Raw genomic sequence first — 14,654 nt, 5'->3', positions numbered from 1 at the left:
CGAATAAATAAACTGTGTATTTTATTAAATAACTGTTATCAATTTATTGTTTTGGACTAATTTTTACATTATTTATGATATAATCATATTTTTTAAACTCAATAAAAAATTGAGCAATTTTTATACCATAAAAATAGTTAGTTGTTTTGCTTTTCTAGGTCTTACTAGAATTTTCTTACTTAGTAAAAAATATAGCAATTAAATTGCTGTTAATTGAGAAGTAACTACACAGTGTTGTAACGCAAATATATATAAATATAGTAACAATCTTAAATTGATTTTAACCAAATTGATTAATAAGAAATAAAAACAATTCATATTCTTTAATAAGGTTATTAACATTTATTATATTATATATATTTTCTCTTTTAATAAATAAAAAAAAATAGTTGTTATTATAGTTTGTTAATAAGTAGAATAAGTATTTGCTATTATTTTTGTAAATATGACTTATTAAATAATATTAACAGGTTATAATGTGTTTAAAAGTTTTTAAATGAGTACTTTAATAAAGTTATTAACAATTGTTATTAACCGTTAATAACAATTAATTATTAATAACTTTATTAAGTTTAATTGTTAATAAGAGGTTAATTTTATGTTGATAAATGTTTATTAGAATCTGATAAAAAAAGTTGTGTATATTAAATATACTTTTGTATTGTAAAAATATTTTAGATAAACAAAAAAAGTTTTAAAAAGATACTCTTACTTATTAACATTCATCTGGTGTTTATAAATATTTGATTTTTAGACCTTTATCTGTTTTTATTAAAAAAGCATTGTTAATTACTGTTGATAACCCTGAATTACTGTATTTTTGTTACACACAACTAAATTAAAATCAACAAATTATGACAATAGCCATTGGAAATGACCATGCTGGTACTGAGTATAAATTTGAAATTATAAAATTTTTAGAAAAACAAGGACACAAGGTTATTAATTTTGGAACAAATGATAGTAATAGTATGGATTACCCAGATGCTATTCACCCAACAGCTGAAGCCGTAGAAACTAAGCAGGCTGAAATGGGAATTATTTTATGCGGAAGTGGTAATGGTGCACAAATGACTGCTAATAAACATCAAGGAGTACGTGCTGCTTTATGTTGGAATAATGAATTAGTAGCATTAACTCGTCAACATAATAATGCCAATATTTTAACTATTCCTGCTCGTTTTGTATCATTACAACAAGCTTTAGGTTTTGTAACTATATTTTTAAATACTGAATTTGAAGGAGGAAGACACGCAAACAGAGTTAATAAAATAGCTTGCGATTGTCTATAATAGTTTATAATCATTATAAATTAATTTTTTTAAATGAACTTTTTAATCAAAAAATTTACAGAATTAACAATATCAGAACTCTATCAAATATTACAATTACGTTCTGAAATTTTTGTTGTTGAACAAAACTGTGTATATCAAGATCTTGATAATAAAGACCAACACGCCTTACATGTTTTAGGAATAAAGAAGGATAAAATTATAGCTTATACACGTTTATTTAATAGCGGTGAATACTTTGAAACTCCAAGTATTGGTAGGGTACTTGTTAAAAAAAATGAACGTAAACATGGTTACGGTCATTTTTTAATAGAAGCTTCTAAACAAGCGGTTTACGATAATTATAATTCGAATAAGATTACTATATCAGCTCAAAAATATTTAATAAAATTTTATAAATCTCATGGATTTATAAAAGAAGGAAAAGAGTATTTAGAAGATGGAATACCACATGTTAAAATGAAAATAGCGTAAAAAACATATTTATTTCCTGCCGTTTTTAGATGAAAAATTATTTAAAATAGCAGGAAATTATTTTTAAAACTCTTGATGATATTCGATTAAATTATTAATAGGTTTTTCTATAATATTTGTAATTTCAATATTGTTTTTACTTGCTACATCTTGTAGTATATCTTTAAAATAAAAAGCTATAGAACCTATAAAATAAACGGGTGTTTTTTTATTCTTATTGTATGCTAAAACATGAAAATTAAAGAATTTTTTAAAACCTTTTTTTACTAATTTTTTTATGTAAGGAGTATCTTTATAAAGGTACATAAATTTAGCAAATGAGGCTAAATATCTATTTGGATTTTCGTTTTGATATAAATTTTGTTTTATAAAATCAGGATTCAAATTAAATTCTTTTTCAAAATTATCGGCTATTTCAGTAGGCATTTTTTTGTAGAAAAAATCTCTTAGTAATTTTTTTCCAAAATAATTTCCACTTGCTTCATCCATAATTGAATAACCTAACGAAGGTGAAATATATTTAAGATTTTTTCCATTAAAATAGCAACTATTTGAGCCTGTTCCTAAAATACAAACAATGGCTTTTTTATTTTTTGCCGATGCATATACTGCACCTAAAATATCTTCTTTAACAACAATATTTGTGGTTGCTGAAAAAAAATTATTTAAAACTTCATTTAAAATACTTTTAGCAGTTTCTGTACCACAACCAGCGCCATAAAAATAAATTTTTTTGATAGATTTTCGATATTCTTTTAAATCGGTACAGTTTTCAATAATTGTTAATAACTTTTTTTTAGAAATAACATTTGGGTTTAATCCTAATGTTTGTGTACTAAAAACTTCTTTTTTACTCTCATTTAAAGCAATCCAATCTACTTTTGTAGAGCCACCATCTGCAATTAATATCATTGTGTTTAAAATTTTTGAATAAAAAAATTATTCTTTTCTACCGTTTTTAAATTCCTTTTTATCATCAGTTTTCTTTGTCATTTTATAAATTAAAAAGCCAAAACCGACTAAAAAATGTAGTATAATAATACTAGCTATTATGTAAATAAAAGTATTTGAATTATCTCTCATATTGTAAATTTACATAAAATAAAGTAATAATAGTCATATCAATTTAGACTAAAGTATCTGTTTCTTTTACCTCACCAGATTTCATATTATTTAAATGAATATCACCAATACGAACTCTAATTAAACGTAAAGTAGGAAAACCAACAGCGGCGGTCATTTTACGAACTTGCCTAAATTTTCCTTCTGAAATAACAATACTAACCCAGCTTGTAGGACCATGACGTTCGTCTCTAATTTTTTGAGACCTATTAGGGAAATTAGGCGTATCTATTATAGACGCTTTTCCAGGTAGCGTGATGTATTTTTTACCATCGAAACCAATTTCTACACCTTTTTTTAATTTTTCAATAGCATCATTAGTTATAAGTCCGTCAACTTGTACATAATATTCTTTTTCTACTTTTTTACTACGTACTGCAGCACTTACTTTTCCATCCGTAGTTAAAAATAAAAGTCCTTCGGATGCAAAATCTAAACGTCCGATTGCCATTGTTTTTTCAGGGAAATCAAACAATTCTCCTAACATTTTTTTCTTTCTTTTAGTTTCATTTGTAATGAATTGAGAAAGATAACCATAAGGTTTATGAATAATAAAATGACGGTGTTCCATATTAAATTTATAAGGTACTAATTGTTACTGAAAATAAGTCTTTACCTGTACTTATTCTGCTATTTTTTATTGAGTTTTCAGAATCTTTTTCTAAAGGATATTGGGTAATAGGTTCAATACAAACCATATTTTTAACAGGAGTCCATAACATAAAATTATCAAAATTTTTGGTGCTAATTTTTATACTACTCCCCTCTTTTTTTATCAAATTAATTTCATTTGTATTTAAAACTTTATAAGCTGCCGAACCTACATTTAAAATTTCCGATAAGCTAATTTCTATATCTTTTGTTTTTATTATTTCAGTACCAAAACCAGCAAGTTTAAAACTAGGGTGATAGCCAAACATATAAGGCATTTTTTTATCATTAATAATTTCAAAATCTATTTTTATAGCTGATTTTTCAATCGAAATAATTTTTCTAAAAACAAAATCATATGTCCAAAATAAATTTTCTTGTGTCGATTTTTCTGGAAATTTAGAATTTTTTACAAGTGTATTTTTTACATATTTTTTTTCAAAAATGGCAGAAGTTTTATCACTAAAAATCAGTTTATACTCAAGTTCTCTTAATAAACCATGTTGGTCTTGTTTAGCAACTCCATCAGGTGTATCAACAGAAAAATCATTTAATTTTGTAGGTCCAATAATAGGAAACATCTCTATATCAGAAGCATTCCAACCAGGTGAATCTTTCGAATGTATTAGTTCTTCATCATTAATTATAAAACTAATTAGTTCACCTTTACATATACTTGCAGAACTTTGACTGTTTTTTAAAAGAATAGTAGTATTCATTTTTATTGAAATTAAGAAAAACAATATTACAAAATGTAGCATGAAAAAGATGGTAAAATAAAAGTAGTTTTTCATAACTTAGCCACTCTTATTATAATAAAAATAGCACGATTTATGGCAGCAGATAAAGAAAATAAAAATAAGGACAAAGAAAAAGAAGCAAAATTAAAAGCTCTTCAACTTACTTTAGATAAGTTAGATAAAACTTATGGAAAAGGGTCGGTAATGAAATTAGGTGATACTAAGGTCGAGGAAATGGAAGTAATTTCATCAGGTTCTTTAGGATTAGATTTAGCTTTAGGCGTTGGCGGATACCCTCGTGGAAGAGTTATTGAAATTTATGGACCAGAATCATCAGGTAAAACAACTTTAACATTACATGCAATTGCTGAGGCTCAAAAAGCTGGTGGTATTGCCGCTTTTATTGATGCAGAACACGCTTTTGACCGTTTTTATGCCGAAAGTTTAGGTATTGATACTGATAATTTAATTATTTCTCAGCCAGACCACGGTGAGCAAGCATTAGAAATTGCTGATAATTTAATTCGTTCTGGTGCGGTAGATATTGTAGTGGTAGATTCTGTTGCGGCGTTAACTCCTAAATCAGAAATTGAAGGTGAAATGGGAGATTCTAAAATGGGATTACACGCCCGTTTAATGTCTCAGGCATTACGTAAATTAACAGGTACAATTAGTAAAACGAAATGTACGGTTATTTTTATCAATCAGTTACGTGAAAAAATTGGTGTGATGTTCGGAAACCCAGAAACAACAACTGGAGGTAATGCCTTAAAATTTTATGCTTCTGTTCGTTTAGATATTCGTCGTAGAACACAAATTAAAGATGGCGATAAAGTTATTGGAAACAGTACGAAAGTGAAAATTGTAAAAAATAAAGTAGCACCACCATTTCAAATTGCAGAATTTGATATTATGTATGGTAAAGGAGTTTCTAAAGTTGGTGAAATTTTAGATATTGGTGTTGAATACGGAATTGTTAAAAAAAGCGGTTCATGGTTTAGTTATGGTGAAACTAAATTAGGACAAGGTAGAGATGCTGTGAAAGGTTTAATTAAAGATAATCCAGAATTAGCAGAAGAATTAGAAGCTAAAATAAAAGATGCTATTGAAAATAAATAATACTCTTTTATTATATTAAAATAAAAACCTGTTGTAATATTTTTGCAACAGGTTTTTATTTTTTTTTAGAAGCAATTTCCCGCTTTCTGCACTCGCTTTTTTTTGAAGAAAAAATCAAAAAAAGAGCTCAAACAAATGCTTCAATCGGGGCTAAAAATTTGAACACTAATTAAACACCAGTACTACCAAAACCACCAGTACCACGTTCAGTTTCATTTAAAGCACTAACTTCTTGCCAGTTTACACGTTCGTGTTTTGCAATAATTAATTGTGCAATACGTTCACCATCATTTACAGTAAAATCTTGGTTTGATAAATTGACTAAAATAACGCCAATTTCCCCTCGATAATCCGCATCAATAGTACCTGGAGAATTTAATACTGTTACTCCATTTTTAGCTGATAATCCGCTTCTTGGGCGTACTTGTGCTTCAAAACCGATAGGCAATGCAATAAATAACCCTGTTTTTATAATTGCTCTTTCTAAAGGTTTTAAAGTAATAGGCTTTTCAATATTTGCACGTAAATCCATTCCTGCAGCACCTTGGCTTTCGTAAGCAGGTGTTTGATGTTTCGATTTATTTATTAGTTGTACGTTCATGTTTTTTATAAAAAGTTTTCAAAATTCAAATATAATAATACTCATAACTTTTACTAGAAGGATATAGATTTATTAATTTAGCCCATTAATCAAACTATATTATGAATAAGCAAACTAAAATAGCTGTTTTAGGTGGTGGAAGTTGGGCTACAGCCATTGTAAAAATGTTATCTGAAAATTTAGAAAATATCGGATGGTACATGCGTAGTATATATGCTATTGAGCATATAAAAAGAAACAAACACAATCCTAATTATTTAAGCTCCGCAGAATTTAATACCAAGCAGTTAGATTTGTCTGATGATATGAATTATATCGTTGAAAATTATGATATCTTAATTTTTGCAATTCCTTCTGCATTTTTAAAAACAGCATTAGATAAATTATCAATTTCACTAAAAGATAAAATAATTTTTTCAGCTATTAAAGGTATTGTACCCGAAACAGGTTTAATTGTAGGTGAACATTTTCATGAAAATTATAATATCCCTTATCAAAATATAGGAGTTCTTACAGGTCCTTGTCATGCAGAAGAAGTTGCTATGGAGCGCCTATCATACTTAACAATTGCTTGTCAAGATGAAAAAAAAGCAGAGTATTTAAGCCAATTTATTGCGAGTCGTTATATCAAAATAAAAATTTCTGATGATATTATTGGTACAGAATACGCCGCAATGTTAAAAAATATTTATGCCATCGCAGCAGGTATTGCACATGGTTTAGGATATGGAGATAATTTTCAGGCAGTATTAATGAGTAATGCCATTCGTGAAATGAAACGATTTATCGAAAAGGTTGATAAAATGAATCGAAACATTAATGATTCGGCTTATTTAGGTGATTTATTAGTTACAGGGTATTCGGTTTTTAGTAGAAATAGATTATTTGGAAATATGATTGGTAAAGGCTATACTGTAAAATCGGCAATGTTAGAAATGAGTATGGTTGCCGAAGGATATTATGCTACAAAAAGTGCCTACGAAATAAATCAAAAAATTGATGCTAATACACCTATTATACAAGCAGTATATAATGTGTTATATGGTAAAAAAGAAGCGAAAGATGAATTTTTGAAGTTAACAAATAGATTAGATTAGTTGTTTGCATTTAATAAAATAACCTTTCTTAAAGAAAATTCATCAATCACTATTACCTTTATTTAGGTGATAAAAAAGCCTTGTAAAGATAAGAAACAAACATAACTTAAAAATCTGATTTACATTTATTTTGTATTAAAAATAAACAATTTAAATGTTTTAGAAAAATTTTACTATTGGTTGTATTTTAAGTATTTTCGTTTAAAATTAAACAACAATGAAAACAATTCAAGAAGCTGTTGAAATTACTATAAGAAAAACACCTTTTATAGAAGAGGCTTTAAATGAAAAATTGATAAATGTATCTTCTTTAGCTAGAGTAATATTACCAGAAGTATCTAAATTACTTAAAAAAGATGTAAAAGTAGGTGCTGTTATGATGGCTATAAATAGATTATCGCCAGCAAATGAATTAAGAGTACGTAAAAATATTAAAAAATTAGCACTTAATTTAGGAGATGTTATTGTTCGGTCAGATTTGTGTGACTTTACCTTTAAAAATACATCTTCTTTATTAAAAGAAATAGCTAAAATATTAAGTAAATCGGCTGATAGTAACGACTATTTTTTAACAGTTTCACAAGGTATCTTTGAAACAAATATTGTTACTAGTAAAAATTTACGAGCTTATGTTGAAGAAATTTTTAAACGAGAAACGCTAATTAATAACGTAAATGATTTAGCTTCTATTACCATTAAATTACCTAAAAATAATTTAGAACAATCAGGTATTTATTATTTTATTTTAAAGCAATTTGCTTGGGCAAATATAGCAGTGCAAGAAATAATTTCAACTACACATGAAATGACTATTGTGGTAAAAGAAGAAGATGTTAATGAAACATTTGCTATTTTAATGGATTTAAAATTAAATTAAAAATATCAAAAAATGTCAAAATATCAGCAAAAAAATGATCCGTATGCTTCTTTAAGAATTAAGGAATTTAATTTATTTCTTTTAGTACGTTTTGCTTTAGTTTTTGGCTGGTCGATGCAATTTATAATCATAGAATGGCAGGTTTATAGCATTACTAAAAACCCATTATCATTAGGGATTATTGGTTTAATGGAAGTAATCCCTGCAGTTTCTATGGCGTTATTTGCAGGGCATATTGTCGATCAAAAAGAAAAAAGAAACTTACTAGCACTTTGTATCGGTATTTTTTCATTGATAAGTTTGGGCTTGTTTTTTTTAACACTTCCTAGTTTTGTAGCGGGTTGGCAACAAAATACTGTTTTATATGCAATTTACGGCTTGGTATTTTTTGGAGGACTTTTACGTTCTTTTTTCGGTCCTACAATCTTTTCGTTAATCGGTTTAATTGTGCCTAAAAAATTATATCCAAACGCAGCCACTTGGAGCAGTTCTACATGGCAAATGGCATCAGTTTTAGGGCCTGCTTTTGCTGGGTTTACTATTTCATGGATAGGCGTTCATTGGTCGCTTTGCATTGTTTTCAGCTTGGTGTTATTTTCATTTCTGATGGTCTTTTTTATCGATAAAAAACCTATTTTAAACCCTAAAATAGGCGAACCAATCTTAAAAAGTTTACAAGAAGGAATTCATTTCGTCTTTAAAACAAAAGCCATTTTAGGAGCCATTACCTTAGATATGATTTCGGTATTATTTGGCGGTGCGGTGGCATTATTACCTATTTATGCACAAGATATTTTAAAAGTAGGACCAGAAGGTTTTGGCGCATTGCGAGCCGCACCAGCAATTGGCGCTTTTTTAACCATGTTGGTAACCGCTTATATTCCGATAAGTAAAAATGCAGGGCTAAAACTATTAGCCGCAATTTTTGGTTTTGGAATTTGTATTATTATCTTCGGATTGTCTTCTATTTTTTGGATATCTATTGTAGCATTATTTTTCAGTGGTATTACCGATGGAGTTTCGATGGTTATCCGTCAAACCATTTTACAGCTAAAAACACCCGATAATATGCGTGGTCGAGTTGCTTCAGTTAATTCTATGTTTGTAGGCTCTTCCAACGAATTAGGTGCTTTTGAAAGTGGTGTAACCGCAAAATTAATGGGTACAGTAACTGCTGTTGTTTTTGGTGGAACAATGACATTAATAACGGTTATTACTACAGGGGTTTTAAATCCTACATTGCGAAAATTAGATTTAAGTGAAGATTTAGATTCACACGAAAAAATGGAGTAATTGTAAGAGCCTATTTGAAAATTAAATAAACTGTTAGTTCTAGTGATTTTTTTATTTCAAAAAAATTGTATCGAGAACTCCCACATAAAATAATTCAATTTTTCGATACAATTTTAATTTATTTTAGTCATTAAAAGCACTCGAATTGACAAAAATTATCAAAAAAAAGCTAAAAAACAGGGCAAATCAGGATTAGAAACTGAACTAAAATTCCTTTGACGGCTTCGATTTCTTATTTTGATGTTATAAAACTTTTTTAGATGAAATTTAAACAGGCTCTAAGAAAAAATAAATTTAATAGGCTTTATTACATATTTAAAACCTCTTCACTCTTTTTTTAAAAATATCTTTTAAATTCATTTCAAAATATTATTTAGGATATATTTTTTTCCTCTAAATTTTACATTTTTTAATATACATTTTATTTTTAAATGTTAAAGATAAGTTAACAAAAATAGGGTTAACCCTATTTTTAATTAGGGGTATTGGGTATTGTACAGGTAAATAACATCTCTTAGATTTGTAAAATTATTACTAACTATAAGTAGTTAATTTGTTGATTTTTATTTGTTTATATGTTTTTTTAAAAATAAATGATAAATCATTAAATTAATAATATTATTAGCCGTAATAATATTAACCAAAAATAAAAAATATATGAAAAAACTATTATTCTTAACCTTATTAATAGGTTACTATGCTATTGGAAATACACAAAATATTAATTTTCCTGACTCCAATTTTAAAAATGCACTTTTGAGTCATAGCCCTTTAGTAGATACAGATAGCAATGGTGAAATAAGTGTTCAAGAGGCAGAAAATTCAAAATATTTAAGATTAACGAATAAAGGTATAAGTGATTTAAGTGGAATAGAAAATTTCTCAAATTTAGAAGGTTTAACAGTAAATAAAAATCAATTAATATCTATAGACCTTACAAAGAATACTAAGTTAAAATTAATTAATTTAAGTGATAATAAAATAAGTAATATTAATATAACTAATAATTTAGATTTAAAATCTTTTAGTATTCGGAATAATAAATTAACTGATATAAATATAGCTACAAATTTAAACTTAACATCATTAGATGTTTTTAATAATAATATACAAAGTATTGATATTTCTAAAAATGTATTATTAACAAATTTAAATGTAGCATCTAATTTTAGTTTAGGGCAATTAAACATTACTAAAAATGTATTATTAAAACATTTATATGCTTTTAATAATGGGTTAACTGAAATTGATATTTCTAATAATACTAATTTAGTAACTCTTAATGTTATGCAAAATAATTTATTAAATTTAGATGTTTCAAAAAATGTGTTATTGACATCAATATCTGTAAATAACAATAAATTGACAGATATAAATCTTTCTAATAACTCTAAATTGGGTTGGTTACGTATTCAATATAATAAATTAAATACCTTAAATGTAAGACCTTGTTCACTTATTTTTTTAAATTTTGAGGGTAATTCTAATTTAACAAGTGTTTCTATGACTGGGCAATCAATAGGATATACAACATCAATTTCAGGTGAAGAAAAATTAAATGTAAATTTAAAAAATTGTCCTAAATTAGAATTTATTTGTGCTGAACAGGAATATTTAAATGATATTTTTACTCTATTAGAAGAAGCTAATCAAACAAGTTGTATGCTTTCTAATGATTGTGATGTACCTCATAATCGTATTAAAGGTACTGTTACTTATGATGTAAATGGCGATGGTTGTGATAGTGCTGATGTTCCTTTTACAGGAGGTTTAAGAGTTTCTGCAATTTCATTGACAAATGGTCAATCTACTGTGGCATATCCAAATCAAGAAGGAAAATACGCACTGCATATATCAGATGGTACCTATTTTATAGCTCCTGCCCTACAGAATTTAAATTATTTTACATTTTCAACACCAGTTACTCCTACACCAATAAATATTCCTGTACAGTTAAATACATTAATAACAGATTATTGTGTAAAATCAGTTGGTAACTTTAATGATTTAGAAGTAAGTATTGTTCCTTTAACTAGAGCAAGACCAGGTTTTAATGCAACTTATAAACTTACCTATAAAAATATAGGAACAACGACACAATCTGGTACGGTTACTTTAAATTATCAAGAAAATGTGCTAAACTATGTTAGTTCAATACCTACTGTAAATAGCGATACAAATGGACAATTGACTTGGAGTTTTACAAATTTATTACCGTTAAAATCAGTAGAAATACCTGTAACATTTGTATTAAATACACCTTTAGATTCTCCAGCATTAAATAACGGAGATATTTTAAATTATAAGGCAACAGTTACAGGAAAAACAGATCAAACGCCCAATAATAATGTAATGACATTATCACAAACAGTTGTAAATTCTTATGACCCTAATGATAAAACATGTTTAGAAGGAAATATTTTAAATCCTGATAATGTAGGTCAGTATTTACATTATTTAATTCGTTTTGAAAATAAAGGAACAGCCGAAGCAGTAAATATACGTGTTAAAGATGTTATTGATACGACTAAATTAGATATTGAATCATTAATACCATTAAAATCTAGTCATTCTTATTCAACAATAATTACAAATGGTAATGAGGTAGAATTTATATTTAAAAATATAAACCTTCCTTTTGATGATGCTAATAATGATGGATATGTATTATTTAAAATAAAGAGTAAAGAAACTTTAGTTGAAGGGGATAAAATTGTAAATGGTGCTGCAATTTATTTTGATTTTAATGCTCCAGTAATTACAGAAAATGAAATTGTAACAGTTAAGAAAGAAGTAATAGAACAACCTGAATTTTCTAATTATTTTACATTGTCTCCTAACCCAACTACTGGAATATTAAATTTAAAAGTATTAAATGATAATATTCAAATTAGTTATATTACAATATATGATATTGGAGGAAATTTAGTCGGTTATTATTTTGGAAACACAAGAGTAATGAATGTTAGTTATTTATATCCAAATAATTATTTTATGAAAATTATTACTAATAAAGGAGAATTGGTAACTAAGTTTATAAAACTTTAAACAGTTAATTTTAGTAATCAATAAAAAAAACCAGTGAAAATTAATTCACTGGTTTTTTTATTTACGACATATCTAAATAGCTAATCTTAGTAATAAGATTAGTATTTTGATTAAATTCAATATTAATAAAGCTATCACAATCTTCACAAGATGTATATATAATACTTTTATCACCATTTCTTCCAGGGCTAAAAAAAATAGTACCTAATTTACTTATATTATCGCCAATGGTAATGGTTTGTTGTTTTATTGTTAGGGAAGATTTATTGTTATTTATTTCAAAAGATTCAATATAAGGAGTGCTTTTATCTCTAGAAAAATCAACTTTAAGTCCTTTAAAAACAAAATAATAATATTGCTGATTTTCATCTGATTTATACGAATTAGCACTACCCAATAGTGTTTCTACAGCAGCTTGTTTACCTGCTGTTTTTTTTAGGTCAGATAATGTAATATTATTTATTTTAAAGGAGTTTAGTTCTACAAGAGTTATAATATTACTTGTTTGTGCTTTTGCTATAAAACTACTAATTACAAGTAGCGATAAAATAAATTGTTGTTTCATATGGGGGGATTTTTTTTTAATAGATTTTTAATTAAAACTGATACTTATATTTATTTTCGATTCTAATTCTTTTCGATGCTTTTCTTCGGATGAAATATCCCAATTAAAATACTTTGTAAATTCATTTAAAATAGCTTCTTTGTAGGTGTTTACACTTGGTTTATCAAAAAATAAACGACCTGTTCTACGCATAAAAAAATCAGTAGGTGTACAGGTCATTTCATATTGAATAGTAAACCAAATTTCGGCTTTTAATAAGCGTAGTGTGGTATTTTTTTCATCAATTTTATTAAATCTTTCTAAAATAATATTTGTTTGTTTACCATAATTATGTACTAAATAAGTAGCTTCTTTTTTAGTAAAATTATGTTCTTTTAAATCATTATAAATTTCTTTTGTATAAATTTCTACGGCTTTATAGTTTTTAAAATTTCCGCCTGTTAATACAATATTTTCTGTTTTTATAGCATCAAATTTTACATCAAAATGTCGAATCATTTTTTTAGCGATTAAATTAACAATACGTTCCGCCATTTTACGGTATCCTGTTAATTTACCACCAGCGATAGATATTAATTTGGTATCAGAAATAAAAATTTCATCTTTCCTTGAAAGTTCAGAAGCTGATTTTCCTTGTTCATGAATTAGCGGACGTAAACCTGCCCATGATGATTGAATATCAGCAATTGTTAAGTGAATATCTGTAAACATATTATTTACCGCTTCAATTAGATAGGTTGCATCAGCAATATCTATTGATAGTGCATCTTTATTTTGTTGAAAATTAGTGTCTGTAGTACCAAAATAGGTGATTTTTCCACGAGGAATGGCAAACATCATGCGTCCATCAGGAACATCAAAATAAACGGATTGTTTTATTGGAAATTTTTCGTGAGCTACTACCAAATGAACGCCTTTGGTTAAATGTAGTCTTTTACCTGTTTTTGAATGATTAAGTTGACGTAATTCGTCGACCCACGGTCCTGCGGCATTTACTACATATTTTGCCTTGATATTATAGCTTTGATTATTAAAAACATCAGTAACTGTTGCACCAACTACCCTATTTTTTTCGTAAATAAAGGCATTTGCTTTTGTATAATTAAGTATTTCAGCTCCGTATGTACTTGCTGTTTTTAATATTTCGATGGTTAAACGGGCATCATCTGTACGATATTCGGCATAATAACCAGCCCCTTTTAAAATATTTTTGGGTAATAATGGTTCTATTTCAAGTGCTTCTTTTTTATCAAGCATTTTACGTTTGTCATCTCCTTCTACGGCAGCCAATACATCGTAAATTTTTAAGCCGATAGAGGTAAGCCAAGCACCATAAGTACCACCTTCAATTAAGGGTAAAATCATTTTTTCGGGAACCACTAAATGTGGGGCTATTTTATGTACAATAGCACGTTCAGAACCAACTTCTTTGACTAGCCAAAAATCAAATTGTTTTAAATAGCGTAAACCACCGTGTATTAATTTGGTTGATTTACTTGAAGTTCCTGAAGCAAAATCATTTTTTTCAACCAGTGCAACTTTCATTCCTCTAGATGCTGCATCTAAAGCAATTCCAGCACCAGTAATACCGCCGCCAATAATTAAAATATCAAATGTTGTTTCTTGTAATTGTTCTTGAATATTTTTTCGATTGAAGAAAGAAAATTTAGTCATAGCTACCTTTTATTACAAAAGTACATATAAAAATAGAGACTATAAATTAAAAGTAATTGCTTGTTATTTAGTAAGTTATTTGGAGCTGTTTCCCGCTTTCC

At 27.3% G+C, this 14,654-nt stretch carries 14 protein-coding genes; 7 read left to right on the top strand and 7 right to left on the bottom strand.

Annotation, left to right across the window (positions count from 1 at the left end; genetic code table 11):
• The first annotated feature begins 854 nt into the window (after positions 1–854).
• A complete protein-coding gene (rpiB, locus tag ABNT14_RS12360) occupies positions 855–1,292 on the top strand; it encodes a ribose 5-phosphate isomerase B (protein WP_101902195.1) in 438 nt (145 codons plus the stop codon).
• 33 nt (positions 1,293–1,325) lie between these two features.
• Positions 1,326–1,766 (top strand): GNAT family N-acetyltransferase, encoded by a 441-nt coding sequence (locus tag ABNT14_RS12355; protein WP_101902196.1) that lies wholly within the window; start codon positions 1,326–1,328, stop codon positions 1,764–1,766.
• Between the two features lie 63 nt (positions 1,767–1,829).
• On the opposite strand, the gene ABNT14_RS12350 is transcribed toward ABNT14_RS12355, so the two are convergent.
• The 4 genes from ABNT14_RS12350 to ABNT14_RS12335 are packed head-to-tail and all read right to left on the bottom strand — an operon-like array spanning position 1,830 to position 4,258.
• Positions 1,830–2,678 carry an N-acetylglucosamine kinase gene (locus ABNT14_RS12350; RefSeq protein WP_101902197.1) on the bottom strand — a complete coding sequence of 283 codons (849 nt, stop codon included), beginning with the start codon at positions 2,676–2,678 and terminating at the stop codon, positions 1,830–1,832.
• A 27-nt stretch (positions 2,679–2,705) separates the two neighbouring features.
• Positions 2,706–2,849: a hypothetical protein gene (locus ABNT14_RS12345; protein WP_180947606.1), complete on the bottom strand. Its 144-nt coding sequence runs from the start codon at positions 2,847–2,849 to the stop codon at positions 2,706–2,708.
• A gap of 43 nt (positions 2,850–2,892) precedes the next feature.
• Entirely contained in the window at positions 2,893–3,459 is a 567-nt protein-coding gene (locus ABNT14_RS12340) for a pseudouridine synthase (RefSeq protein WP_101902198.1), read from the bottom strand.
• A gap of 7 nt (positions 3,460–3,466) precedes the next feature.
• On the bottom strand, positions 3,467–4,258 hold the full coding sequence (locus ABNT14_RS12335) for an aldose 1-epimerase (protein ID WP_159459520.1): 792 nt from the start codon (positions 4,256–4,258) through the stop codon (positions 3,467–3,469).
• 114 nt (positions 4,259–4,372) lie between these two features.
• Here ABNT14_RS12335 and recA point away from each other — a divergent pair, with 114 nt between their 5' ends.
• Positions 4,373–5,398, top strand: a complete 1,026-nt coding sequence (gene recA, locus ABNT14_RS12330) for a recombinase RecA (protein ID WP_101902200.1) — start codon at positions 4,373–4,375, stop codon at positions 5,396–5,398.
• Positions 5,399–5,567: 169 nt separating this feature from the next.
• Here recA and dut read toward each other — a convergent pair whose 3' ends face one another.
• Complete coding sequence (gene dut / locus ABNT14_RS12325; protein ID WP_101902201.1) at positions 5,568–5,999, bottom strand: dUTP diphosphatase; 432 nt, start codon at positions 5,997–5,999, stop codon at positions 5,568–5,570.
• Between the two features lie 101 nt (positions 6,000–6,100).
• Here dut and ABNT14_RS12320 point away from each other — a divergent pair, with 101 nt between their 5' ends.
• The 4 genes from ABNT14_RS12320 (at position 6,101) to ABNT14_RS12305 (ending at position 12,314) form a co-directional block, all read left to right on the top strand.
• A complete protein-coding gene (locus ABNT14_RS12320) occupies positions 6,101–7,096 on the top strand; it encodes an NAD(P)H-dependent glycerol-3-phosphate dehydrogenase (protein ID WP_101902202.1) in 996 nt (331 codons plus the stop codon).
• 217 nt (positions 7,097–7,313) lie between these two features.
• A complete protein-coding gene (locus ABNT14_RS12315) occupies positions 7,314–7,973 on the top strand; it encodes a hypothetical protein (RefSeq protein WP_101902203.1) in 660 nt (219 codons plus the stop codon).
• A 12-nt stretch (positions 7,974–7,985) separates the two neighbouring features.
• Positions 7,986–9,266, top strand: coding sequence for an MFS transporter (locus tag ABNT14_RS12310; protein WP_101902204.1), 1,281 nt, complete (start codon positions 7,986–7,988; stop codon positions 9,264–9,266).
• A 657-nt stretch (positions 9,267–9,923) separates the two neighbouring features.
• Positions 9,924–12,314 (top strand): DUF7619 domain-containing protein, encoded by a 2,391-nt coding sequence (locus tag ABNT14_RS12305; protein WP_101902205.1) that lies wholly within the window; start codon positions 9,924–9,926, stop codon positions 12,312–12,314.
• 61 nt (positions 12,315–12,375) lie between these two features.
• Here ABNT14_RS12305 and ABNT14_RS12300 read toward each other — a convergent pair whose 3' ends face one another.
• Together ABNT14_RS12300 and ABNT14_RS12295 are read right to left on the bottom strand one after the other, a co-directional pair.
• A complete protein-coding gene (locus ABNT14_RS12300; RefSeq protein WP_101902206.1) occupies positions 12,376–12,879 on the bottom strand; it encodes a hypothetical protein in 504 nt (167 codons plus the stop codon).
• Positions 12,880–12,906: 27 nt separating this feature from the next.
• A complete protein-coding gene (locus tag ABNT14_RS12295) occupies positions 12,907–14,553 on the bottom strand; it encodes a glycerol-3-phosphate dehydrogenase/oxidase (protein ID WP_101902207.1) in 1,647 nt (548 codons plus the stop codon).
• Positions 14,554–14,654: the final 101 nt, after the last annotated feature.

The sequence above is a fragment of the Tenacibaculum dicentrarchi genome, assembly GCF_964036635.1.
Taxonomy (GTDB): Bacteria; Bacteroidota; Bacteroidia; order Flavobacteriales; family Flavobacteriaceae; genus Polaribacter; species Polaribacter dicentrarchi.
The sequence above is the reverse complement of the archived record's forward strand: the minus strand, read 5'-3'. Positions and strand labels throughout refer to the sequence as shown.

Coding starts and splice junctions, on each gene's coding strand:
- ABNT14_RS12355 (WP_101902196.1), top strand. CDS start 1,326: ATGAACTTTTTAATCAAAAAATTTACAGAATTAACAATATCAGAACTC.
- ABNT14_RS12315 (WP_101902203.1), top strand. CDS start 7,314: ATGAAAACAATTCAAGAAGCTGTTGAAATTACTATAAGAAAAACACCT.
- ABNT14_RS12295 (WP_101902207.1), bottom strand. CDS start 14,553: ATGACTAAATTTTCTTTCTTCAATCGAAAAAATATTCAAGAACAATTA.
- ABNT14_RS12305 (WP_101902205.1), top strand. CDS start 9,924: ATGAAAAAACTATTATTCTTAACCTTATTAATAGGTTACTATGCTATT.
- dut (WP_101902201.1), bottom strand. CDS start 5,999: ATGAACGTACAACTAATAAATAAATCGAAACATCAAACACCTGCTTAC.
- ABNT14_RS12340 (WP_101902198.1), bottom strand. CDS start 3,459: ATGGAACACCGTCATTTTATTATTCATAAACCTTATGGTTATCTTTCT.
- ABNT14_RS12300 (WP_101902206.1), bottom strand. CDS start 12,879: ATGAAACAACAATTTATTTTATCGCTACTTGTAATTAGTAGTTTTATA.
- ABNT14_RS12320 (WP_101902202.1), top strand. CDS start 6,101: ATGAATAAGCAAACTAAAATAGCTGTTTTAGGTGGTGGAAGTTGGGCT.
- recA (WP_101902200.1), top strand. CDS start 4,373: ATGGCAGCAGATAAAGAAAATAAAAATAAGGACAAAGAAAAAGAAGCA.
- ABNT14_RS12335 (WP_159459520.1), bottom strand. CDS start 4,258: ATGAATACTACTATTCTTTTAAAAAACAGTCAAAGTTCTGCAAGTATA.
- ABNT14_RS12350 (WP_101902197.1), bottom strand. CDS start 2,678: ATGATATTAATTGCAGATGGTGGCTCTACAAAAGTAGATTGGATTGCT.
- rpiB (WP_101902195.1), top strand. CDS start 855: ATGACAATAGCCATTGGAAATGACCATGCTGGTACTGAGTATAAATTT.
- ABNT14_RS12345 (WP_180947606.1), bottom strand. CDS start 2,849: ATGAGAGATAATTCAAATACTTTTATTTACATAATAGCTAGTATTATT.
- ABNT14_RS12310 (WP_101902204.1), top strand. CDS start 7,986: ATGTCAAAATATCAGCAAAAAAATGATCCGTATGCTTCTTTAAGAATT.